This is a genomic window from Actinacidiphila sp. bgisy167, from assembly GCF_057707665.1.
On record NZ_JBYIQP010000045.1, the window covers coordinates 26,380 to 51,178 of the forward strand.

General features: G+C 72.1%; 14 protein-coding genes. 8 read left to right on the plus strand and 6 right to left on the minus strand.

What is annotated here, in order from left to right:
• The first annotated feature begins 35 nt into the window (after positions 1-35).
• Complete coding sequence (locus AC3ET4_RS18345) at positions 36-1,673, plus strand: FAD-dependent oxidoreductase (RefSeq protein WP_431950619.1); 1,638 nt, start codon at positions 36-38, stop codon at positions 1,671-1,673.
• Positions 1,674-1,817: 144 nt separating this feature from the next.
• On the opposite strand, the gene AC3ET4_RS18350 is transcribed toward AC3ET4_RS18345, so the two are convergent.
• The 5 genes from AC3ET4_RS18350 to AC3ET4_RS18370 form a co-directional block, all read right to left on the minus strand.
• Positions 1,818-2,804, minus strand: a complete 987-nt coding sequence (locus AC3ET4_RS18350) for a scabin-related ADP-ribosyltransferase (RefSeq protein WP_431950621.1) — start codon at positions 2,802-2,804, stop codon at positions 1,818-1,820.
• 289 nt (positions 2,805-3,093) lie between these two features.
• Positions 3,094-3,696: an ATP-binding protein gene (locus AC3ET4_RS18355; protein WP_431950623.1), complete on the minus strand. Its 603-nt coding sequence runs from the start codon at positions 3,694-3,696 to the stop codon at positions 3,094-3,096.
• 148 nt (positions 3,697-3,844) lie between these two features.
• Positions 3,845-4,612, minus strand: coding sequence for an enoyl-CoA hydratase/isomerase family protein (locus AC3ET4_RS18360; RefSeq protein ID WP_431950625.1), 768 nt, complete (start codon positions 4,610-4,612; stop codon positions 3,845-3,847).
• Between the two features lie 58 nt (positions 4,613-4,670).
• Complete coding sequence (locus AC3ET4_RS18365; RefSeq protein ID WP_431950641.1) at positions 4,671-5,849, minus strand: L,D-transpeptidase; 1,179 nt, start codon at positions 5,847-5,849, stop codon at positions 4,671-4,673.
• Between the two features lie 213 nt (positions 5,850-6,062).
• Complete coding sequence (locus AC3ET4_RS18370) at positions 6,063-7,199, minus strand: L,D-transpeptidase (protein ID WP_431950643.1); 1,137 nt, start codon at positions 7,197-7,199, stop codon at positions 6,063-6,065.
• Positions 7,200-7,841: 642 nt separating this feature from the next.
• Here AC3ET4_RS18370 and glgX point away from each other — a divergent pair.
• From glgX to AC3ET4_RS18395, 5 genes are all read left to right on the plus strand, one after another.
• On the plus strand, positions 7,842-9,980 hold the full coding sequence (glgX, locus tag AC3ET4_RS18375) for a glycogen debranching protein GlgX (protein WP_431950645.1): 2,139 nt from the start codon (positions 7,842-7,844) through the stop codon (positions 9,978-9,980).
• Between the two features lie 63 nt (positions 9,981-10,043).
• On the plus strand, positions 10,044-11,315 hold the full coding sequence (locus tag AC3ET4_RS18380; protein WP_431950627.1) for an MFS transporter: 1,272 nt from the start codon (positions 10,044-10,046) through the stop codon (positions 11,313-11,315).
• Between the two features lie 34 nt (positions 11,316-11,349).
• Positions 11,350-13,200: an ABC transporter ATP-binding protein gene (locus AC3ET4_RS18385; RefSeq protein ID WP_431950629.1), complete on the plus strand. Its 1,851-nt coding sequence runs from the start codon at positions 11,350-11,352 to the stop codon at positions 13,198-13,200.
• Complete coding sequence (locus AC3ET4_RS18390; protein WP_431950631.1) at positions 13,197-15,083, plus strand: ABC transporter ATP-binding protein; 1,887 nt, start codon at positions 13,197-13,199, stop codon at positions 15,081-15,083. Before AC3ET4_RS18385 ends, AC3ET4_RS18390 begins: the two co-directional genes overlap by 4 nt.
• A 309-nt stretch (positions 15,084-15,392) precedes the next feature.
• Complete coding sequence (locus AC3ET4_RS18395; protein ID WP_431950633.1) at positions 15,393-17,768, plus strand: M4 family metallopeptidase; 2,376 nt, start codon at positions 15,393-15,395, stop codon at positions 17,766-17,768.
• Between the two features lie 83 nt (positions 17,769-17,851).
• Here the strand turns inward: AC3ET4_RS18395 and glgP are convergent, their stop codons facing one another.
• On the minus strand, positions 17,852-20,488 hold the full coding sequence (gene glgP, locus AC3ET4_RS18400; protein WP_431950647.1) for an alpha-glucan family phosphorylase: 2,637 nt from the start codon (positions 20,486-20,488) through the stop codon (positions 17,852-17,854).
• A 606-nt stretch (positions 20,489-21,094) separates the two neighbouring features.
• Here glgP and AC3ET4_RS18405 point away from each other — a divergent pair.
• Entirely contained in the window at positions 21,095-23,092 is a 1,998-nt protein-coding gene (locus AC3ET4_RS18405; RefSeq protein WP_431950635.1) for an alpha-1,4-glucan--maltose-1-phosphate maltosyltransferase, read from the plus strand.
• Positions 23,089-24,799: maltose alpha-D-glucosyltransferase (gene treS / locus AC3ET4_RS18410; protein WP_431950637.1), on the plus strand; the 1,711-nt coding region annotated here is incomplete at its 3' end. The genes AC3ET4_RS18405 and treS, both read left to right, overlap by 4 nt.

Genomic DNA, 24,799 nt, shown 5'->3' on the forward strand with positions numbered 1-24,799 from the left:
GAAAATACACCCCGCAATCGGGCATTTAGGGAGCTATGACTCCACAGGCCGAAGACCGGGTTCCGGTCCTCATCGTGGGGGGCTCCCTCGTCGGGCTCTCCAGCTCAGTCTTCCTGGGCCGGCTCGGCGTCCGGCACGTCCTCGTCGAGAAGCACCCGGGTACCTCCATCCACCCCCGTGGCCGCGGCAACAACCTGCGGACCATGGAACTGTTCCGTACGGCCGGGGCGGAGCCGCTGATCCGGCGGGCCGCCTCCGTACTCGCCGACAACCACGGCATCCTGCAGGCCGAATCGCTCACCTCGGACAACGCGGAGTGGCTGTTCCGGGAGATCGACCCGGGCGGCCGACTGTCCGGCATCAGCCCCAGCGGCTGGTGCCTGTGCAGCCAGAACGACCTGGAGCCGGTGCTCGTGGACTACGCCCGCGAACTCGGCGGCGATCTGCGCTTCAGCACCGAACTGACCTCGTTCACCCAGGACGGCGACGGAGTGACCTGCGAACTGACGGACCGCGAGACAGGTGAGCGCCGCACCGTCAGGGCCGACTACCTGCTCGCGGCCGACGGTCCGCGCAGCCCGGTGCGCCGCGCCCTGGGCATCGGGCACACCGGCCAGGGCGACCTGTTCGCCAACATCAGCGCGACCTTCCGCGCCAAGCGGCTGGCCGACGCGGTGGGCGACCGCCGCTTCATCGCGTGCTACCTGACCAACCCGGACGCCGACGGCGTGCTGCTGCCCGTCGACAACCAGGAGAACTGGGTCTTCCACGCGCCCTGGCACCCCGAACGGGACGAGGCGCCGGAGGACTTCACCGACCAGCGGCTGGCCGCCCACATCCGCACCGCGGTGGGCGTGCCGGACCTGGAGATCGAGATCACCGGCCGGGCTCCCTGGCGCGCCGCGGAGCGGGTCGCGGACTCCTACGGGCGCGGGCGGGTGCTGCTGGCCGGCGACGCGTGCCACGAGATGTCCCCCACCGGCGCCTTCGGCTCCAACACGGGCATCCAGGACGCCCACAACCTGGCGTGGAAGCTGGCCGCGGTGGTCGGCGGCTGGGCCGGGCCGGAGCTGCTGGAGACATACGAGGCGGAGCGCCGCCCGGTCGCCGTGGCCACCAGCGAACGGGCTTCCGCGCGTTCCGCCGAGCACGCCCACCCCGGCTACGCCCCGCCGGCCGGCGGCGGACCCCAGAAGGGCGTGCTGGTGGTCGCTCTGGGCTACCGCTACCCGCAGGGCGCGTTCCTCGGCGCGGATCCGGGGCGCCCGGTCGTCCCCGAGGACTTCCGCCCGGTCGCCGAGCCCGGTGGCCGCTCCCCGCATGTGTGGGTGACCACCCGGGAGGGCGAGCGCCGCTCGACGCTGGACCTGTACGAGCGCTCCATGGTGCTGCTCACCGGTGACGGGCCGAAGGGAACGGCCTGGCACGACGCGGCCCGCGCGGTCGCGGAGCGCCTCGGAGTCCCTCTGGAGGCCTACCGGCTCGGTGAGTCCACCCAGGCGGACCTGGTGCCCGAGGCGGGCACGGACTGGACGGCGGTGCACGGCATGACGCCGAGTGGAGCGATCCTGGTCCGCCCGGACGGTTTCGTCGCGTGGCGGAGCCGTGACGCCGTGGCGGACCCCGCGGCGACACTGACGGAGGTGCTCACCTCGGTGCTGCGGCTCGGCTGAGCGCCGGACCCCTGCCCTCGCTCCCCGGGGCGAGGGCAGGGGTCTGTCCACACGCGGGCCGATCCGCTGCCGCGAGGTGCCGCGCGTACGGACGGCGGCCACCACCGCTCGCCAGAGCGCTGGTGGCCGCCGTGTGCGGTGCCGTCAACCCACCGGCCCGCCCGCGCCCTCCTCGAAGGTGCGGGACCCGCCCGGCTGGACGGCGGGCGGTACGGCCGGACGACCGGCCGGCGCCGTACCCGGCCCGGGCGCCACAGGCGCGGCCGGGGGTCGGGCGGCCGACGGGGCGGACGGCTGAGCGCCGGACGGTTGAACGGCGGACGGCTGAGCGCCGGACGGCGCGGCTGGGCCGCCGGCCGGGGACGTGCCCGGCCGGGCCGCCGGAGGCGCTGCGGACGGCCTGGCTGCGGACGGTGCCGACGGCTGGGCGGCGGAGGGCGCCGACGGCTTGGCGGGGGGCTGGGCAGGGGGTTGCGCGGCGCCGGGTTCCTTCACCCCCGTCCAGTCGGGGGCCGGCCAGCCGCGCCACGGCGAGTACGCGGGGTTGAGCACGCACCGCGCCGTGACCTCGGCCCCGGTGGCCTTGTCCACCGGGCATGCCTTCACGATGAACTGCCGGGCCACTCCCCCCGGGAAGACCACGCTGGTGCGGGCCGACCTCAGCTCCCGGGTGCCGAGGGTCTCGTCGAGCTCGATACCCCCGGGGGCGTCGATGTAGTAGAGGTAGGTGGTCGTCCGCTGTTTGAGGGACTCGCGGTCATAGGTGGTGGCCACGAACGGCGAGGGCTGCTCCCGCCGGGCGTAGGCCTGCAGGTCGTACTCGCCGCCACTGACGTCCGCGGGACGCAGCCCGTCCTTGAAGACCTGCTCCGGCGGGCGGTCGTCGCCCCGGAAGAGGGCGTTGCAATTGGAGCGCCAGCTCGGCTCGCCGGGCCTGATCCGGTCGAGGTCGACGCTGGTGTCCGCGGCTGCGTAGAGCCGGTCGGGGACGACGGGGCACCATTCGGGAACGGCCGGGTCGCGTGGAAGACCCGGGGCGACGGCCGCGGCGGCCGCGCAGACGGGGAGTGCGAGCACCCCCAGCGGAAGGGCGGCGGCACAGAGCCGGCGCAGCGTGCGCAGTGTGATCATATGCCCACAATTACCCCGGCATCGTCCAGTCGCCGGAATGCTCACCCTTGTCGGCGTGTCCCGCCACAGAAGCAGAAGAGGCCCCCGAGCGACGTTGTGCGACGCTGCTGGGGCCTCTCGATCCGCCGCGGAACCAGGGGTGTGATCCACGACGCCTTCGGACGACCGAACCCGGGTCTTGGAGGTCGTTACATTGGCAAGCATACGAGGAAACACTGCCGAAACCTCGCGATGTGCGAGTGACATGGGACACTGACCTTGCAAACACAGGTTTTCGTTCATTCTCCGTTCAACGGTCCATGACCCGCATTTCGAACCAGGTCGTCTTGCCCTGCGGCAGCAGGTCCACCCCCCAGCGGTCGGCGAGCGTGTCGATCAGGAAGAGCCCGCGCCCGCTCTCGTCCAGTTCGCGCACCGGCATCAGGCAGGGCAGGGCCCGGGAGGGGTCGCGCAGCTCCACCCGGATCCAGCCGCGGCGGCGCGGCATGTGCAGACCGAAGGTACGGGCGCCCGTGTGCCGCACGGCGTTGCCCACGAGTTCGGAGACGAGTAACTCGACGACGTCGTCCAACTGGGGCAGCCCCCACAGCCGCAGCACGGCGCGGGCGAGGCGGCGGGCATCGGCCGCCGACTCCGGGCGCGAGACGAGCCGCACCTCCGCCATGGCGGGGTTGCCCAACAGCTCGATGCACGACGCCGCCCGATCGTCGACCGCCGCGGACGGCCGCCCCACCGCAGGGACGGTCACCCGCTGCGGCTGCTCAGATGCTCCCTGCTGCCCCGCCATGTCCACATGATGGCCGTACCCGACAGCGCTTCGGGGCGGAACGAGGGAATCGGCGCCGCAGGACATGCCACCCCGGGACGCCCCGTCGGCATATGCCAGGGGCATGACTGGAGCCGCCGCGACCCCTTTCACCTGCGCGAAGAGGGCTCCGGCGAGGAACGGTCGAGGCATCCGCCGCGGGTCGCCCCGAGCCTCGCCCGAGACGGGCTCGAGGCGACCCGGCGATACCGGCCGTCACCCAACCGGGTCGGGCTCAGCGGAACTTCGCCTTGCCGGGGCCCTCCTCGACGAAGCTGCGCATGCCCGTCGTGCGGTCCTCGGTGGCGAACAGCCCCGCGAACAGGCTCCGTTCGATGGTGAGGCCGGTGTCCAGATCGGTCTCCAGGCCGGCGTCCACGGCCTCCTTGGCGGCGCGCAGCGCCAGCGCCGGACCGCGGGCCAGCCGCTCGGCCCAGGCGCGGGCCTCGGCGTACACCTGCCCGGCCGGGACCACCTTGTCCACCAGGCCGATGGTGAGCGCCTCGTCCGCCGTGACCATGCGGCCGGTGAAGATGAGGTCCTTCGCCTTGGCGGGGCCCACCAGCCGCGACAGCCGCTGCGTGCCGCCCGCGCCGGGGATCAGGCCGAGCAGGATCTCGGGCTGGCCGAGCCTGGCGTCCTCCGCGGCGATCCGGATGTCGGCGCAGAGCGCGAGTTCGCAGCCGCCGCCGAGGGCGTAACCCGTCACGGCGGCCACCACCGGCTTGGGGATCCGGGCGACCGCCGTGAAGGAGACCTGCAGCGCGCGGGCCCGCACGGCCATGGCCTCGTAGTCCATGGCCTGCATCTCCTTGATGTCCGCGCCCGCCGCGAACACCTTCTCGCCGCCCCAGAGCACGACGGCCCGTACGTCCTCGCGCCAGGACGCCTCCTCCGCCACCTCGCGGAGCCGGTCCTGGGTCGCGACGTCCAGGGCGTTCATCGGGGGGCGGTCCAGGCGGATGGTGCCGACACCCTCGTCGACCTCGAGATTAACTGTCATGGCCGACGAGGGTATCCGTGAACGTCCGTTCACGCTGCGACATGCCTCACGGGGCGCGTCAGGAAGCGGGGGTCCACTGACTCCACGGCAGGTTCCAGCCGTTGAGCCCGTTCCACCACTGCACGGTCTTGTCGTGGGAGTTCCTGACCTCCACGACGTCGCCGATCATCGAGTTGTCGTAGAACCACGAGGACGGGGTGGCACCGCCGCCGCCGCGCACGTCCCGCAGGCCCACGCAGCCGTGGCTGACGTTCGCGCTGCCGAAGGTGCCCGAGGACGCCCAGTAGTTGCCGTGGATGAAGGTGCCCGAGGTGGTCAGCCGCTGGGCGTGCGGCACGTCCTTGATGTCGTACTCACCGCCGAAGCCCACGGTGTCGCCGTTCATGCGGGTCACCGGGTACCGCTCGGTGATGACCATCTTGCCGTTGTAGGTCGTCGTGCCGGGCCCGCCCGCGGTGATCGGTATGGTCCGCAGCAGCTTGCCGTCGCGGTAGACCTTCATCGTGTGCTTCGCGGCGTCCACGATGCTGACCTGGCTGCGGCCGATGGTGTAGTGCACGTCCTTGGACTGGGTGCCGTAGACGCCGTCCGCGCCCTCGACGCCATTCAGCCGCAGGGACAGAGTGATCTTCGTGCCCTTGGCCCAGTACTTCTCGGGGCGGAAGTCCACTCGCTGGTTGCCGTACCAGTGGCCGACGACGGGGACCGACGGGGTCGCGGTCACCTTGATCGCGTCCTGCACCGCCTTCTTGTCGGTGATCGCCCGGTTGAACTTCAGCGAGACCGGCATGCCCACGCCGACCGTCTGCCCGTCCTCGGGGGTGAAGAAGCCGATGAAGGTGTCCTTGGGGGTGACCGTGGTGAAGCTCGCGTGCTTCGCCGACTCACGGCCCGCGCTGTCCTCGGCTATCACGTCCACCGAGTACTCGGTGGACGTGCCCAGCGTCTCCGTCGGCTCCCAACTGGCGCCGTCGGCGGATATCTTGCCCTCGACCGGGTCGCCCTTGCCGCTCTTGACCACGACGGAGGTCAGCCGGCCCTTGCCGGCCGTGACCTTGAGGTCCCCCGTGGTGGCCACCTCGTCCGCGCCGTCCTCGGGCGCGATGGTGACGACGGCCTGCGACTCGGTCGTGTCGCTCTTGCCGCCCTGCGAGGCCGTGGCTCCGGGCCTGGCCTTGCCCTCGTCCTTGCTGTCGCCGCTGGCACTGCCCCCGCACGCGCTGACGAGGAGCAGCATCGCCCCCACCGCGAGGCCCAAGGTGGTCCGCCCTGCGCCCCGCGCGCCCTGTATCGCCTTCACCTGTCGTCTCCCCAAACCGGCCCGTGGCGCCGCAGCCCCGCGGCCCACGTGTGAGTCCCCCTCACCTTCGTTCAGAGAACCACACGCGCCCGGTGTTGTGGTCCCGGTATTGTCACCGTTCCGTCCCAGTCGCGGAGCCCGGTGCCGGTCTCAGGCCCCGTCCGCCCACTGCTCCCAGGTCATGTTCCAGCCCCCCAGCCCGTTGTCCGGGGAGACGACACGGTCATGGGAGTTGACGACGGTGACGAGGTCGCCGACGAGCGAGTGCGCGAAGAACCAGCCCGCCGGCGTGGCCGTGCCGCCGCCCTTCACGTCGAAGAGGCCGACGCAGCCGTGACTGGTGTTGGCCGCGCCGAAGGTGCCGGGTGCGGCCCAGTAACTGCCGTGCACGAAGGTGCCGGAGCGGGTGAGCCGCATGGCGTGCGGGACGTCGGGGATGTCGTACTCGCCGCCGAAGCCCACGGTGTCCCCGTTCATCCGGGTCAGGCGGAGCTTCTCCGTGATGACCATCGCCCCGTTGTACGTCGGGTTGGACGGAGCGCCCGCCGAGATCGGCAGGACGCGGAGGACCTGCCCGCCGCGGCGCACGGTGAGGGTGTGCGTGGCGGCGTCCACGGTGCTGGTCTGGTCCCGGCCGATGTCGAAGGTGACGTCCTTGGACTGCACCCCGTACACCCCGGGGGCGGTCTCGACGTCGCGCAACCGCAGGGAGAGCGTCACCTTCGTGCCGGGGCGCCAGCGTTCGCGGGGACGGAAGTCGAGGCGGCGGTCGCCGAACCAGTGCGGGGCGATCTCCACCGGGGGCGAGGAGTGGACGCGGACGGCGCGCTCGACGGCCTCGCGGTCGGCGACCGGCCGGTTGAAGTCCAGAGAGACGATCATGGCCGTGCCGACCGTCTGGCCGTCCTCGGGGGTGAAGTAGCCGATGAGGGTGTTCTTGGGGACGAGAGTGGTGAACACCGCGTGCTTGGCGGCGCGCCGGCCCCCCGGGTCCTCGGCGACGGCGTCCACCGTGTACTTCTCCGAGAGCGCCAGCCTCGACCGGGCGTGCCAGCGGGAGCGGTCCGTGGTGAACACCCCCTCGACCACGTCCCCGTCGCCGTCCTCGACGTGCACGGAGGTGAGCCTGCCCCCCTCCGTCTCGACCGTGAGCGGGTCGTGCGCCTCCACGTCGCGGGTTCCGTCCGCCGGGGTGACGGTGATCCTGGCCTGGGACACCTTCGGGGTGTCGTCGCGCACCGCACCGCTGTCCGCGGGCCCGAGTCCCAGCCCGCACGCCGTCAGCATCCCCGCCAGCCACATGGCGGTGGCAAGCCCCGCCCCCGCGCGCAGAGCGCGCCGCACCGCAGTCGTCACGCTCGGTCAACGACCGGGGGCCCCCGGGGTAACCGCTCCGCCGCTCCGCCGCTCCGATCGATCAGGCGTTTGGCGTCCTCCCGCCCGAAAGGACCCTCCGCAAGGACGGGGATTCCTGGCTCACGTCGGCTGGGGGCCCGCGGTCCACCGGCTCCTGCACGATCAGCACCAGCCGGGTGAGACCGGCTCGGACCGGCATCGCACGGGCGCACTTCCTGTCCCTGGGGAATACGACTTCGCACGCGGCGCAGGACTGCTCCCCGGCCTCAAGGCCGGGGCATCCCGGAGGAACGAGGTGACGCCGCCGGGTGAACGGGAAAGTAAAGCGGGAGGGCGTGAACGCGCACGCGGGGGGACACCGCGCCGCGCACGGGCCCCGGCCGCCGCCGGCCGGGATCCGGCGTCCCCCGAGCCGCAGGAGGCGAGCACGTGTCGGAGACACGCGAGGACGAATCGGTCGACCGGGCCGCGACGCCGCGCCCAGGCGGCCACCGGACCGCCCCCGTGGCCGTGCCGCTGCCGCGCCCGGCGACCGCGCCGGCCGCGCCCGGGCCGGCCGGTTTTGGGGGTGCCATGGTGTGGCCGGGCAGTCCCCAGCCGCTGGGGGCGCGCTTCCACACCGGCCCCGACGGGCGCCCGGGCACCAACTTCGCCCTGTGGGCGGGCGGCGCCGAGTCGGTGGAGCTGTGCCTGTTCGACGACGAGGGGGCCGAGACCAGGGTCCCGCTGACCGAGCTGACCCATGAGATCTGGCACGGCTTCGTGCCCGGGGTGCTGCCCGGCCACCGCTACGGCTACCGGGTCGGCGGCCGCTGGGACCCGTGGACCGGCGCCCGCTGGAACCCGGCCAAGCTGCTGCTCGACCCGTACGCGCGGGCGGTCGACGGCGACTTCACCCTGCCTCCCGAGGTGTACGGCCATGTGCGCGACTGGCCGGAGCAGGCGGTCGCCGACACCGTCCGAGACAACCGCGACTCCGCCCCGCACGTGCCCAAGGGCGTCGTGGTGGACGACGACGACCCGTGGACGGACGACCGCCGGCCCAAGACGCCCTGGGCGGACTCCGTCCTCTACGAGCTGCACGTCCGCGGCTTCACCATGCGCCACCCCGGTATCCCGCCCGAACTGCGCGGCACCTACGCCGGACTGGCCCACCCGGCGGCGATCGAGTACCTCACCGGCCTCGGCGTCACCGCCGTCGAGCTGCTGCCGGTGCACCAGTTCGCCCACGAGGATCACCTGCTGCGCCGGGGCCTGCGCAACTACTGGGGCTACAACTCGATCGGCTACTTCGCCCCGCACGCCGGCTACGCCGCCAGCGGCACCCGCGGGCAGCAGGTGGGCGAGTTCAAGCGGATGGTGCGCGCCCTGCACGACGCGGGGCTGGAGGTGATCCTCGACGTCGTCTACAACCACACTGCCGAGGGCAGCGAGTTCGGGCCCACGCTCTCCTTGCGCGGCATCGACAACCACGGCTACTACCGGCTGCAGGGGGACGCGCGCCGCTACGCCGACTACACCGGCTGCGGCAACACCCTCCACGTCGTCCAGCCCCAGGTGCTCCGGCTGATCACCGACTCCCTGCGCTACTGGGTGACCGAGATGGGCGTCGACGGCTTCCGCTTCGACCTCGCCGCGGCGCTCGCCCGGTCGATGCACGACGTGGACATGCTCTCCCCGTTCCTCGCCGTCATCGCCCAGGACCCGGTGCTGCGCCGGGTCAAGCTCATCGCCGAGCCCTGGGACGTCGGCTCCGGCGGCTACCAGGTGGGCGCCTTCCCGCCGCTGTGGACGGAATGGAACGACCGCTACCGCGACACCGTCCGGGACTTCTGGCGCGGCGCCCGGCACGACGTGCGCGACCTGGGCTACCGGCTGTCCGGCTCCAGCGACCTGTACGCCTGGGGCGGGCGCCGGCCGTACGCCTCGGTCAACTTCATCACCGCCCACGACGGCTTCACCCTGCGCGACCTGGTGACCTACCAGCACAAGCACAACGAGGCCAACGGCGAGGACAACCGCGACGGCACCAACGACAACCGGTCCTGGAACTGCGGCCACGAGGGAGAGACCGACGACCCGGCCGTGGGCGAACTGCGCCGGCGCCAACTGCGCAACATGCTCTCGACGCTGCTGCTGTCGACCGGGGTTCCGATGCTGGTGGCCGGCGACGAGGCGGGCCGCACCCAGGGCGGCAACAACAACGCGTACTGCCAGGACAACGAGATCAGCTGGCTGGACTGGTCGCTGCCGCAGGACCCGGCCTGGGCCTCGCTGCGCGCGCTGACCGCCCGGCTGATCGCGCTGCGCAAGGCGCACCCCGTGCTGCGCCGGCGGGCCTTCTTCTCCGGCCGGCCGCAGTCCGCCGGCGGGCTGCGGGACCTGGCCTGGTTCACCGCGCAGGGCCGGGAGATGACCGAGGCCGACTGGCACGGCCCCACGGCCACGCTCGGGATGTACCTGTCGGGCGCGGACATCCCGCACCGCGACGCACGCGGCCGTCCGGTGACCGACGACAGTTTCCTGGTGGTCCTCCACGCCTCGCACCGCCCGGCCCGCTTCACCCTGCCCGGCGGGCCGTGGGCCCGGGAGTACGAGCTGCTGCTCGACACCTCGCGCGAGGACCAGGCCGAACCGCCGGGCAGCCGGCACCCCGCCGGCCGGGCGCTGACCGTGCCGGGCAGGACGGTGCTGCTGCTGCGCGCCGTCTGACAGGCGAGACGCCGCGGCAGGGGTGTGGACTCGGCCGATTGGTCCAGTCCACACTGGTCGGCCGTGACCTCCGCACCCTCGCCCCCGCCGCCGTGCGCCCCGGGGCCCGGCACGCCCCTCTCCCCCCAGGGCCGCCTGTGGTCAAGGGGGTTCAGCCTGTACTTCACCGCCCGCAGCGTCGCCATGCTGGGCGACTCGATGCTGCCCGTCGCGCTGTCGGCGGGACTGCTGCAGCACGGCTACGGCGCCGGGGACATCGGCTACGCCATGGCGTCCTTCACCGCCTGCTTCGCCGGTCTGGTCGTCTTCGGCGGGGTCTTCGCCGACCGGTTCAGCGCCCGCGGCCTGATGATCGGCGCGGACCTGGTCCGGGTGGGCACGCAGTCACTGGCCGCCTGGCTGTTCTTCTCCGGGCAGGTCGTGCTCTGGCAGATCTGCCTGATCGGCGCGGTCAACGGCGTGGCGGGCGCCATGTTCCAGCCGGGCGTGGCCAGCACGGTGCCCCAGGTGGCCCGGGACGTCCAGGAGGCGAACGGGGTGGTGCGCACCGCCGAGTCGCTGATGGCGCTGGCCGGCCCGGCGCTCGCCGGCGTGCTCGTGGCCTTCACCTCCGCGGGCGGGGTGTTCGCCGCACACGCCGGCACGTACGCGGTGAGCGCCGGGTGCCTGCTGCTGCTCCGGCTGCCGAGGCGCGCGGCGCCGGAGCCCGGGGGCGCCGCCGCGCGCGGCAGCTTCCGGGCCGACCTGGTGGAGGGATGGCGGGAGTTCAGGGCCCGCACCTGGATGTGGTCGGTGATCGTCATCTGGATGGGCTTCATGATCCTCGTGATGGGCCCGGTGACCCCGCTGGCGGCCGGGGAGATCCTGCCCGCGCACGGCCCGAAGGCGTACGGGCTGGTGTCCTCCGCGCTGGGGGCCGGCACCGCGCTCGGCGGGCTGCTGGCGATACGGGTGCGGCCGGCCCGGCCGCTGCGGGGCGGCGCGGTGGCGCTGTTCGGGTTCGCGCTCTACCCGGCGGCGGTCGGCGCCGGGCTGCCGGTGCCGGCGGTGGCGGCGGCGGTGCTGGTCGCGGGGACGTCCTGGGCGTTCTGGAGTGTGATGTGGGCCACCAGCGTGCAGACCCAGGTGCCCGGCGCGATCCTCAACCGGATCCACGCGTACGAGGTCGCCGGCTCGGTCGCCATGCTGCCCGTCGGCCAGGCCCTGGCAGGGCCGGCGGCGGGCTTCTTGGGGGCGCGGCCGGTGCTCCTCGCCGGGGGCGTGGTGACCCTGCTGGTGTGCGCGGCGCTGCTGGCGGTGCCCGCCGTGCGCGGCCTCGGCCGGAAATCGGGATGAGCTTTGTCGGTGGTGGCACGTACTCTCAGGAACGATGCCTGAGTCGACCATCCAACCCGAGCCCGAACGTTCCCGATCCGCGGTGCGCTCACTGCTGCGCCTGTGGCCGTACGTGAAGCCGATCAGCCACCGGCTGTTCGGCTCCGCCGGCGTGGCCGTGGTCGCGTCCTGCCTGGCGCTGCTGATCCCCCTGGTCCTGGAGTGGATCGTGGACGGCCCGGTCGCCGACCACGACCCGTCCGGGGTGTGGCTCGGCGGCGGGCTGGTGCTGCTGCTCGGCCTCCTGGAGGCCGGGCTGTTCGGCGTACGGCGCTGGCTGGTGGCGCGCCCCATGGCCGGGCTCGAGGCGACGATGCGGGCCGACCTGTACCGGCGGCTGCAGCGCCTGCCGGTCGCCTTCCACGACCGCTGGGGATCGGGGCAGCTGCTCTCCCGGGCCACGAACGACCTGCAGATCCTGCGGATGTTCCTGACCTTCCCGATGGTCTTCCTGGCCGTCAACACCGCCACCATCGTCGCGGGTTTCGCGATCCTGTTCTCGCAGCGCTGGTCGCTCGGGTTGATCCTGCTGGGCCCCGTCGTGCCGCTGGTGATCCTGTGCTCGTACTTCGAGGCGCGCTACCAGATCGCCTCCCGGAACGCGCAGGACCAGGTCGGCGACCTGACCACGCTGGTCGAGGAGTCGGTGCTCGGCATCCGCATCATCAAGGCATTCGGCCGGCACCGCAACCAGGCCGAGGCCTTCCGCCGGCAGTCGCGCGAACTGCGCGGCACCGAACTGCGCAAGGCCCGGCTGCTGGCCGACCTGTGGATGGTCATCACCGGCCTGCCGGACGTCGCCCTGGGCGCCGCCCTCGTCCTGGGCGTGGTGCAGGTCGCCGACGGCGACCTGTCGGCCGGCACCCTGGTCGCCTTCCTGTCCACGGCGCTCGCGCTGCGCTGGCCGGTGGAGTCGCTGGGCTGGCTGCTGTCCTTCAGCAACGAGGCGGCCACCGCCGCCGACCGCGTCTTCGAGGTCCTCGACACCGAGATCCCGCCGGAGACCGGCACGGAGACGCACAGCGCCACGGGGGCCGTTCCCGGTGGGCCGGAGCGGCCCGCCGACGGCATCCGGTTCAGCGGAGTGCGCTTCCGCTACCCCGACGCCCCCGAGGGCACCCCCGACCTGCTCACCGGGATCGACCTGCACATCCGCAGCGGCGAGACGGTGGCGCTGGTCGGCGCGACGGGCAGCGGCAAGACGAGCCTGACGGCGCTCATCCCGCGTCTGTACGAGCCCACCGGCGGCCGCGTCCTGCTGGACGGCATCGACGCCGCGCTGCTCACCCGCTCCACCCTGCGCTCCCTGGTCGCGACGGCCTTCGAGGAACCGACCCTGTTCTCCGCCAGCGTGCGGGAGAACGTGCTGATGGGCGCGCCCGACGCCGGGGAGGCGGATCTGCTGCGGGCGCTGGAGATCGCCCAGTGCGACTTCGTCCACAAGCTGCCGCTGGGTGTGGACACCCAGGTCGGCGAGCAGGGCCTGAGCCTGTCGGGCGGTCAGCGGCAGCGGCTCGCGCTGGCACGGGCGGTCGTCGGCCGCCCCCGCTTCCTGGTGCTGGACGACCCCTTGTCCGCCCTCGACGTGCACACCGAGGCCCTCGTCGAGGCGGCCCTGCGGCAGGTGCTGGCCACCACCACGGCGCTGGTGGTCGCCCACCGCCCCTCCACGGTGATGCTCGCCGACCGGGTGGCGCTGCTGTCGGAGGGCCGGATCGCCGCGGTCGGCACCCACCAGGAGCTCCTGTCCTCCTCCGCGGCCTACCGCCGCCTGATGTCCGGTCAGGACGGGAGCACGCCCGCCGCGCCGGACCGCCAGCAATTCGAAGGGAGCAGCACCCGATGACGTCCGTCACTCAGGCGCAGCCCGCCGCGCAGTCGGCCGACGAGGAACCGGCGGGTCTCCGGGGCACCGGAAAGGCGCAGGAGGCCCCTGCGGACGACGCCTTCGACCGGGACCGGCTCCCGGCGCCCGAGGGGGCGTCACGCGCCCTGCTGCGGGAGCTGATCGGGCCGCACCGGCGGCGCGTGTGGCTGGCGGCCGTGATCCTGCTGCTGCAGCAGGCGGCCGTGCAGGCGGGCCCGCTGATCGTGGCGGTGGCGATCGACCGGGCCATCCCGGCGCTGCGCCGCGACGACAACGGCCCGCTGATCGCGGTGGCGGTCGGCTACATCGGCTGCGCCGTCGCCGGCGGTCTGCTGCAGCGTTCGTTCATCCGGCAGGCCGGACGAGTCTGCCAGGACGTGCTGGTCGAGCTGCGCGGCCGGATCTTCCGCCACGCCCAGGCCCTCGGCCTGGACTTCCACGAGCGCTACACCTCGGGCCGGATCATCGCCCGCGCCACCTCCGACGTGGAGTCGATCCGGGAGCTGCTGACCGAGGGCCTCCAGGAGCTGCTGAACGTGGGGCTGTCGGTCCTCTACATCTCGGCGGTCCTGCTGTGGCTGGACTGGGGGCTCGGTCTGTTCGCTCTGGCCACCGCGGTGCCGCTGGTGGTGACCGTGCGGATCTTCCGGCGCCGGTCGGCCAAGGTCTACACGCGCCGCTCCGCCGCGATCGCGGCCGTCATCGTGCGCTTCACCGAGACGATGAACGGCATCCGGCCCGTGCAGGCCTTCCGCCGCGAGAAGGCGAACGACGAGGCGTTCGACGAGCTCAACACCGCCCACCGGCAGGCCAACGGCGACGCGATCCTGGAGATGGGCCGCTTCACCGTCTCCTCCTGGCTGATCGCCAACACCTCGGTGGCGCTGGTGGTGCTGTGGGGCGCGTACCGCGTGGCCTCCGGCTCCCTGGCGCTCGGTGTGCTCGCCGCCTTCGTGCTCTACCTGCGGCGGCTGTACGCGCCGATCGACCCCCTCGGGATGTTCCTCAACTCCTACCAGTCGGCGGCCGCGTCGCTGGAGAAGATCGCCGGGCTGCTGGCCCAGCGGCCGTCGGTGCCCGAGCCGGAGACGCCGCGGGCGCTGCCGGCCCGGGAGGCGGCCATCCCCGGCCGCGAGGTCGTCTTCGAGCAGGTCCGGTTCGCCTACCGCACCGGCGGGGAGGTGCTGCCCCGCTTCGACCTGCGGTTGCCCGCAGGGCAGACGGTCGCGGTCGTGGGCGCCACCGGCGCGGGCAAGTCGACGCTGGCCAAGCTGCTGGCCCGGTTCTACGACCCGACCGAGGGCCGGGTCACCCTCGACGGGGTGGACCTGCGCGATCTGTCCCTGCCCGAGCTGCGACGCGGGGTGGTCATGGTGACCCAGGAGGCCTTCCTCTTCTCCGGCACCGTCGCCGAGAACATCGCCATCGGGCGCCCCGAGGCCACCCGCGAGGAGATCGAGCAGGCCGCCAGGGCGATCGGCGCCCATGACTTCATCGCCGCGCTGCCCGAGGGCTACGACACCGACGTCCGCAAGCGCGGCGGCCGCATCTCGGCGGGCCAGCGCCAGTTGGTGGCCTTCGCCCGCGCGCTGCTCGCCGACCCCGCGGTGCTCATCCTGGACGAGGCGACCTCCTCGCTGGACGTACCGGGCGAACGGGCGGTGCAGCAGGCCATGCGCGAGGTGCTGCGCGGCCGCACGGCGGTGATCATCGCGCACCGTCTGTCGACGGTGGAGATCGCGGACCGGGTGCTGGTGATGGACCAGGGCCGCGTCGTGGAGGACGGCACCCCGGCCGCACTCGTCTCGGGCGCGGGCCGCTTCGCGGATCTGCACCAGGCCTGGCGAGACAGCCTCGTCTGACCCGTGCCGAAGGCCGGTGACGGAGGGTCCGTCACCGGCCTTCGGCATGCGGTGTCCCGCGCGGAGCGAAGATCCCCAAGAGAGCAGATCCGGCCATTTGTTGGCACGCGCATGACACTGCTCCGGAAGTGATGGCAATCTTCCCGGGTCGGTCGCAGCACCGGTGGACGCACCCCACCCACCCTGCGCCCGGCGCTCGTCCGCACACCCACCCGTATCCCACCCGCACGCCCAGTTCCACCCGGGCAGCACACCCCGTCTGCCCGGCTGTCCCGGCCGCTGCACGCGGCCGACGCAGTAGGAGTTTGCGTGAGACGAACCCCCCACACGGCGGTCGCGGCCACCAGCCTGGTCGCCACCGTCGCGTTCCTCGCCGTCGGTATACCGGTGACCACCGCCGCGGCGGACCCCGCCCCCCACACCAGCACCCTCCGCGCCGGTGCGCTCGAGGCCCCGCTGACCCCGGCCCAGCGCACCGCGCTCATCAGGAGCGCCGACGGCGAGACGGACGCCACGGCCGGGCGACTCGGCCTGGGCGCCAAGGAGAAGCTCGTCGTCAAGGACGTGGTCAAGGACGCCGACGGCACGCTGCACACCCGCTACGAGCGGACGTACGCCGGGCTCCCGGTGCTCGGGGGCGACCTCGTGGTGCACAGCCCGGCGAAGGACACCGGCACGCTGAGCACCACGTTCAACACCGACAAGCAGATCACGGTGCCCTCGACGACGCCGAAGGTGTCCGGAACCGCCGCCACCGCCTCCGCCCTGAGGAGCGCCAAGGCCCTCGACGTCGCGGCCCCCGCCGCCAAGGACGCCCGCAAGGTCGTCTGGGCGGGCCGGGGCGAGCCGAAGCTCGCCTGGGAGACGGTGGTGGGCGGTGTGCAGGACGACGGCACCCCGAGCCGGCTGCATGTGATCACCGACGCCGCCACCGGCGACGAGCTGTCCCGCTACGACGACGTCAAGACCGGCACCGGGAACACCCAGTACAGCGGCCGGGTGTCGCTCAGCACCACGCTGTCCGGCTCGACGTACCAGCTGACCGACAACACGCGCGGCGGCCACAAGACGTACAACCTCAACCACGCCACCGGCGGCACGGGCACGCTCTTCACCGACGCCGACGACATCTGGGGCGACGGCACGGGGGCGGGCGTCCAGACCGCGGCGGCCGACGCGGCCTACGGCGCCCAGGAGACCTGGGACTTCTACAAGGACACCTTCGGCCGCAACGGCATCAGGAACGACGGTGTCGGCGCGTCCTCGCGGGTCCACTTCGGCACCAACTACGACAACGCCGGCTGGGACGACAGCTGCTTCTGCATGCTCTACGGCGACGGCGTCGGCGGCAACCGCCCGCTGACCGCCCTCGACGTCGCGGGCCACGAGATGAGCCACGGCGTCACCTCCGCCACCGCCAACCTCATCTACGCCGGGGAGTCCGGCGGGCTGAACGAGGCCACCTCCGACATCTTCGCCGCCGGCGTCGAGTTCTACTCCGACACCAGCGCCGACCCCGGTGACTACCTCGTCGGCGAGAAGATCGACATCAACGGCAACGGCACTCCGCTGCGTTACATGGACGAGCCCTCCAAGGACGGCCTGTCGGCCGACTACTGGTACTCCGGCCTCGGCAACATCAACGTCCACTACTCCTCGGGCCCGGCGAACCACATGTTCTACCTGCTCGCCGAGGGCAGCGGCAGCAAGGTGGTCAACGGGGTCTCCTACGACAGTCCCACCGTCGACGGCCTTCCGGTCACCGGCATCGGCCGCGCCGCCGCGCTGCAGATCTGGTACAAGGCACTGACCACGTACATGACGAGCAACACCGACTACGCGGGCGCCCGCACCGCCGCGCTGAACGCCGCCTCGTCGCTCTACGGCGCCTCCTCCGCCCAGTACGCGGGCGTGCAGAACGCCTTCGCGGCCATCGGCGTCGGCAGCCGGGCCCCCGTCGAGGGCGTCACGGTCACCAACCCGGGCAACCGGTCCAGCGTCACCGGCACCGCCGTCAGCCTGCAGATCCAGGCCAGCAGCACCAACAGCGGCGCCCTGAGCTACGCGGCGACCGGCCTGCCGGCAGGGCTGACGATCAACTCCTCCACAGGGCTGATCTCCGGCACCCCGACCGCCGCCGGGACCTACAGCACCACGGTCACGGTCACCGACAGCGCCGCCAAGACCGGCACCGCCTCCTTCACCTGGACGGTCAACGCCCCCGGCAGCTGCGCTACGACGCAACTGCTCGGCAACCCCGGCTTCGAGTCGGGCAGTGCCTCCTGGACCGCGTCCACCGGCGTCATCACCAACGACCGCGCCCAGGCCGCCCACGGCGGTTCGTACAAGGCGTGGCTCAACGGCTACGCCACCACCCACACCGACACGCTCTCCCAGTCGGTGAGCGTCCCGGCCGGCTGCAGGGCCACCTTCAGCTTCTGGCTGCACATCGACTCCGCGGAGACGACCACCAGCACCCAGTACGACAAGCTGACGGTCACCGCCGGATCGACCACCCTGGCCACCTACTCCAACCTCAACAAGGCATCGGGCTACACCCAGAAGTCCTTCAGCCTGGACGCCTTCGCCGGCTCCACCGTGACCCTGAAGTTCACCGGCGCCGAGGACTCCTCGCTGCAGACGAGCTTCGTGATCGACGACACCGCGGTGACCACCGGCAACTGATCCGCACCGGCTGATCGCGAACACCGGGCCCCGGCCGTCACCCTCGACGACCGGGGCCCAACCGTGTTTGCTCTGACGTCCGCTCAGCGCAGCACGCCGGCCGTCATCCCCGCCACTTCCGGCGGCACGGCGATGAGCCCGAGCTCCGCGACAGAGGCGAGCAGCCGGTGCGTCGGCAGGACACGCACGGTGTAACCGAAAGGACCCGTCCGGTCGAGAGCGAGCGGTCCCTCGAAGAGCCAGCGGCCCTCCACATCCGGCCGCCCACCCGGCTTGAGGGACACCACCGCCGGGTCGGCGATCCGATCGGAGTCGTCGACCCGCCCGGACACCACCTGGACGTCCACATCCCCGGGCTCCAGGCCACCCAGGGTCACCTGGACCCGCAGGGTCAGCGTCGTCCCGAGCTCCGGTGTGCCGCCGACCGCCGCCGTGGTCTCCACATGGTCGACGGCGACCTGCGGCCACCGCTCGCGCACCCGGCGCTTCCACGCGGCGAGTCCGGCGGCCTCCGCGCCGCCCACGAGGCGGTGGGCGCGCGCGGCGGGCGCATAGAGACGGGTCACGTACTCGCGGACCATGCGCCCGGCGAGCACCTTCGGGCCCAGGGTGCTCAGGGTGTGCCGGACCATCTCGATCCAGCGGACCGGCAGACCGTGCGCGCCGCGGTCGTAGAACCGGGGCGCGACCTGGTTCTCGATCAGGTCGTAGAGGGCGGCGGCCTCGATGTCGTCGCGGCGGTCGGGGTCGCCGGCCGCGCCGAAGCCGTCGGCGGTGGGGATCGCCCACCCGTTGTTGCCGTCGAACCACTCGTCCCACCAGCCGTCCAGGACGGACAGGTTGAGGCAGCCGTTCAGCGCGGCCTTCATGCCCGAGGTGCCGCACGCCTCCAGCGGCCGCAGCGGGTTGTTCAGCCAGACGTCGCACCCGGGGTAGAGGTGCTGGGCCATGGCCATGTCGTAGTCCGGCAGGAAGACGATGCGGTGCCGCACCCGGGGGTCGTCGGCGAAGCGCACCAGCTCCTGCACCAGCCGCTTGCCGCTGTCGTCGGCCGGGTGCGCCTTGCCCGCGACCACGATCTGGATCGGCCGGGACGGGTGCAGCAGCAGCTCCATCAGCCGGTCCTGGTCGCGCAGCATCAAGGTGAGCCGCTTGTACGACGGGACCCGGCGGGCGAAGCCCATGGTCAGCACGTCCGGGTCGAGGACGTCGTCGACCCAGCCCAGTTCGGCCGAGCCGGCGCCGCGGTGCCGCCACGAGGCGCGCACCCTGCGGCGCACCTCCCGCACGAGGTGTTCGCGCAGCTCCCGGCGCAGCTCCCAGATCGCGGCGTCGGGGATGCGGAAGACGCTCTCCCAGGTGTCGTCGAGCCCGGTGGTCATGGCGTCCTCGACGTTGCGGACGCCGGCCTGCCGGGCGCCGAGCCGCAAGACCTGCGGCGCCACCCAGGTGGGGGCGTGCACGCCGTTGGTGATGGAGGTGATCGGCACCTCCTCCGGGTCGAAGCCCGGCCACAGCCCGGCGAACATCTCGCGGCTGACGCGGCCGTGCAGGGTCGACACGCCGTTGGCGCGCTGGGCGAGGCGCAGCCCCATCACGGCCATGTTGAAGACGTTGGGGTCGCCGCCGGGGTAGGTCTCCATCCCCAGCTCCAGCACGCGCTGGACGTCCACGCCGCGCAGCTCGCCGTCGTCGCCGAGGTGCCGGGCCACCAGCTCGCGGTCGAAGCGGTCGATGCCCGCCGGCACGGGGGTGTGGGTGGTGAAGACGGTGCCGGCCCGCACGGCCTCCAGGGCCGAGTCGAAGTCCAGTCCTTCCCCGTCGGCGGCGAGTTCGCGGATGCGCTCCAGCCCGAGGAAGCCCGCGTGGCCCTCGTTGGTGTGGAAGACCTCGGGCTCCGGGTGCCCGGTCAGCGCGCAGTAGGTGCGCACGGCCCGGACGCCGCCGATCCCGAGCAGCATCTCCTGCAGCAGCCGGTGCTCGCTGCCGCCGCCGTAGAGGCGGTCGGTGACGTCCCGTTCGCCCGGGTGGTTCTCCTCGACGTCGGAGTCCAGGAGCAGCAGCGGGACCCGGCCGACCCTGGCCAGCCAGACGTGGGCGCGCAGGCTGCGCCCGCCGGGCAGGTCCAGGACGATCAGGACGGGGCCGCCGTGCTCGTCGCGCAGCAGCGACAGCGGCAGCTCGTTCGGGTCGAGCACCGGGTAGTGCTCCTGCTGCCAGCCGTCCCGGGACAGGGACTGGCGGAAGTAGCCGTGCCGGTAGAGCAGGCCGACCCCGATCAGCGGCACGCCCAGGTCGCTGGCGGCCTTGAGGTGGTCGCCGGCCAGGATGCCGAGTCCTCCCGAGTACTGCGGCAGCGCGGCGGTGATGCCGAACTCGGGCGAGAAGTAGGCGATGGCGGAGGGGAGTTCCCCGGCCTCGGCGGCGCCCTGGTACCAGCGCGGGTTGCCGAGGTAGTCGTGGAGGTCCTCGACGGCGGCGTCGAGCCGGCGGAGGAACCTGCGGTCCTTGGCGAGGGCGTTCAGCCGGTCCTTGGAGACGGCGCCGAGCAGCCGCACGGGGTCGCCGGCCGCCGCTCTGAAGCCCTCCGGGTCGACGGACTGGAAGAGCTCGCGGGTCTCGTTGTGCCAGGACCAGCGCAGATTCTGCGCGAGCTCCCCCAGGGGACGTAGTGGTTCGGGCAGGACGGTTCGCACGGTGAATCGACGAATAGCCTTCACATCACTCACTTTCGGTGCATATGCCTGACCTTGAGTGAAGCGCATCTCCGACGGTAGCGGCATCTTTCGGTGCGGTGGTGACAACCGGGTACCCGATGTCCCGAAGCCGGGCGTGCCGCGCGGCTCCCGCGCCTGGCGCACCGGACGTCACGGGCGTTCCCGACTCCTCGCGCACGCGTCCGCGCGCGCCTCGTCAGCGTGTCGGACGACGGCTACGACCGACGCGGCAGGGCAGGTCGGACGACGCGCACCGCGAGGGCTACATCGGGCGTCCACGACCGGGGCACGGGCGGGTCCCGGTGCGCCGGACGGTCGCGTCCGCCGTCCGGGCCGAAGGTGGCCGGTTCTGTGCGTCCGGACGCCGCCGGGACCGCCCCGCACGCAACTTACGCGTCAGTACCCCTTCCCGTGGAGCTTTCGACCGTCATCCAATGGGCAGGCTCCCTCCGGCGCGACGCGGCGCCGAACCCCCGTACCACAACTGATATCCGCCCACCCGAGTGAACGCGGACAGGAGCGGTCATGCCCACAGGCAGGCATCCGAAGGAGCAGATAGAAAGAGCGGAAGGTACCCGCCCGGCCACCCGTACCCACAGGTGAGGCGCAATGATCGGTCGTATCCCCGTCCTGGACGTCCGCCCGCTCGTCGACTGCGGCCGCCGCCCCGCCAAGGCCGTGGTCGGCGAGACCTTCCAGATCACCGCCACCGTCTTCCGCGAGGGCCATGACGCGGTGGCGGCGAACGTGGTCCTGCGCAACCCGTCGGGACGTTCCGGTCCGCGGATCCCCATGCGCGAACTCGCCCCCGGCACCGACCGGTGGGGCGCCGAGGTGACGCCCACCGCGGAGGGCCGCTGGACGTACACGGTGGAGGCCTGGAGCGATCCGGTGGCCACCTGGCGGCACCACGCGGGCATCAAGATCCCCGCGGGCATCGACACCGAACTGGTCCTCGCCGAGGGGGCCGCACTGCACGAGCGCGCCGCGGCCGGGGTGCCGAAGAAGGACGGCCGGGCCGTCGTGCTGGCCGCCGCCGACGCCCTGCGCGACACCTCCCGCACCCCCGCGGAGCGGCACGCCGCCGCGCTCGCGCCCGAGGTGGTGGAGGTACTCGGCCGGCACCCGCTGCGCGACCTGGTGAGCGCCTCCCGCCCGGCGCCCCTCCAGGTGGAGCGGCAGCGCGCGCTGTTCGGGTCCTGGTACGAGATGTTCCCCAGGTCCGAGGGAGCGGTGGTGGACCCCACGGGCCGCCGCCCACCGTCATCGGGCACCTTCCGCACGGCCGCCGAGCGGCTTCCGGCGATCGCCGCGATGGGCTTCGACGTGGTCTACCTGCCGCCCATCCACCCGATCGGCTCAGCGTTCCGCAAGGGGCCGGACAACGCGCTGGAAGCCGGCCCGCACGACGTGGGCTCGCCCTGGGCGATCGGCTCCGCGGAGGGGGGCCACGACGCCGTCCACCCGGATCTCGGCACGATCGAGGACTTCGACTTCTTCGTGGAGCGGGCCCGCGAGCTGCGGCTGGAGATCGCCCTGGACTTCGCGCTGCAGTGCTCCCCGGACCACCCGTGGGTCGGCAAGCACCCCGAGTGGTTCACCACCCGGGCGGACGGCACGATCGCGTACGCCGAGAACCCGCCGAAGAAGTACCAGGACATCTACCCGATCGCCTTCGACGCCGACTTCGGCGGCATCGTGCAGGAGACCGAGCGGGTGCTGCGGCACTGGATGGACCACGGGGTGCGGATCTTCCGCGTCGACAACCCGCACACCAAACCGGTGGTGTTCTGGGAGAAGGTCATCGCCGACATCAACCGCACCGACCCCGACGTCATCTTCCTGGCGGAGGCGTTCACCCGTCCGGCGATGATGCGCACACTGGCCCAGATCGGCTTCCAGCAGTCGTACACGTACTTCACCTGGCGCAACGGCAAGCACGAACTGACCGAGTACCTGACGGAGCTGTCGGGCGAGGCCGCGAGCTACATGCGGCCCAACTTCTTCGTCAACACCCCGGACATCCTTCACGCCTACCTGCAGCACGGCGGCCGTCCGGCGTTCGAGGTGCGCGCGGTCCTGGCGGCGACGCTCTCGCCCACCTGGGGGGTGTACGCCGGGTACGAGCTCTGCGAGAACGCGCCGGTGCGCGAGGGAAGCGAAGAGTACCTACACTCGGAGAAGTACGAGCTGAGGCCCCGTGACTGGGCGGCAGCCGAGGCCGAAGGCCGTTCGCTGGCTCCGCTGCTCACCACGCTGAACCGGCTGCGACGCCGCCACCCCGCGCTCCAGCAGCTGCGCGACCTGCGCTTCCACCCCGTGGACAACGACGCGGTGCTGGCGTACTCCAAGCGCTCGGGCGACGGCGGGGACGTCGTACTGGTGGTCGTCAACCTGGACCCGCACCACACCCAGGAGGCGACCGTCTCGTTGAACATGCCGGACCTCGGCCTCGCATGGCACGAGTCCATCCCGGTGCGCGACGAGCTCACCGGCGAGACCTACCACTGGGGCAGGGACAACTATGTGCGCCTCGAACCGGGCCGCGCGCCCGCGCACATCCTCACCCTGCGACCTACTCCATCGACAGGAGGGTCACCCACTTGATCGTCAACGAACCCGTACCTGACACGTTCGAAGACACCCCGGCCAAGGACCGGGACCCCGACTGGTTCAAGCGGGCCGTCTTCTACGAGGTGCTCGTACGGTCCTTCCAGGACAGCAACGGCGACGGCATCGGCGACCTCAAGGGACTCACCGCCAAACTTGACTATCTGCAGTGGCTCGGCGTCGACTGCCTGTGGCTGCCGCCGTTCTTCGCCTCGCCGCTGCGCGACGGCGGCTACGACGTCTCGGACTACACGGCCGTACTGCCGGAATTCGGGGACCTGGCCGACTTCGTGGAGTTCGTGGACGCCGCCCACCAGCGCGGGATGCGCGTGATCATCGACTTCGTCGTCAACCACACCAGCGACCAGCACGAGTGGTTCCAGCAGTCCCGCACCGACCCGGACGGCCCCTACGGCGACTACTACGTCTGGGCGGACGACGACAAGCAGTACCAGGACGCCCGCATCATCTTCGTCGACACCGAGAGCTCCAACTGGACCTTCGACCCGGTGCGCAAGCAGTACTACTGGCACCGCTTCTTCTCGCACCAGCCGGATCTCAACTACGAGAACCCCAAGGTGCAGGAGGAGATCCTGGCCGCCCTGCGCTTCTGGCTGGACCTCGGCATCGACGGCTTCCGGCTGGACGCGGTGCCGTACCTGTACCAGGAGGAGGGCACCAACTGCGAGAACCTGCCGCGCACCCACGACTTCCTGAAGCGGGTCCGCCAGGAGATCGACGCCCACTACCCCGACACGGTGCTGCTCGCCGAGGCCAACCAGTGGCCCGAGGACGTCGTCGACTACTTCGGCGACTACGCCAAGGGCGGCGACGAGTGCCACATGGCCTTCCACTTCCCGGTCATGCCGCGCATCTTCATGGCGGTGCGCCGGGAGTCCCGCTACCCGGTCTCGGAGATCCTCGCCAAGACCCCGGCCATCCCGCGCAACTGCCAGTGGGGCATCTTCCTGCGCAACCACGACGAGTTGACGCTCGAGATGGTGACGGACGAAGAGCGCGACTACATGTACGCGGAGTACGCCAAGGACCCGCGCATGCGGGCCAACATCGGCATCCGGCGCCGGCTCTCCCCGCTGCTGGACAACGACCGCAACCAGATCGAGCTCTTCACCGCGTTGCTGCTCTCCCTGCCGGGCTCGCCGATCCTCTACTACGGCGACGAGATCGGCATGGGCGACAACATCTGGCTCGGGGACCGCGACGCGGTGCGCACCCCGATGCAGTGGACTCCCGACCGCAACGCGGGCTTCTCCTCCTGCGACCCGGGACGGCTCTATCTGCCCACCATCATGGACCCGGTCTACGGCTACCAAGTCACCAATGTCGAGGCACAGATGAGCTCCCCGAGCTCGCTGCTGCACTGGACCCGCCGGATGGTCGAGATCCGCAAGCAGAACCCGGCCTTCGGCCTGGGGTCGTACACCGAACTGCCCTCCACGAACCCGGCGGTCCTGGCCTTCCTGCGCGAGGCCCCCTCGACCGAGGGCAGGGGCGACGACCTCGTCCTGTGCGTGAACAACTTCTCGCGCTTCGCCCAGCCCACCGAGCTCGACCTGCGGCCCTTCACCGGCCGGCACCCCGTGGAGCTGATCGGCGGAGTGCGCTTCCCGGCCATCGGCGAATGGCCCTACCTGCTCACCCTCGCCGGTCACGGCTTCTACTGGTTCCGGCTGCGCCGCGACG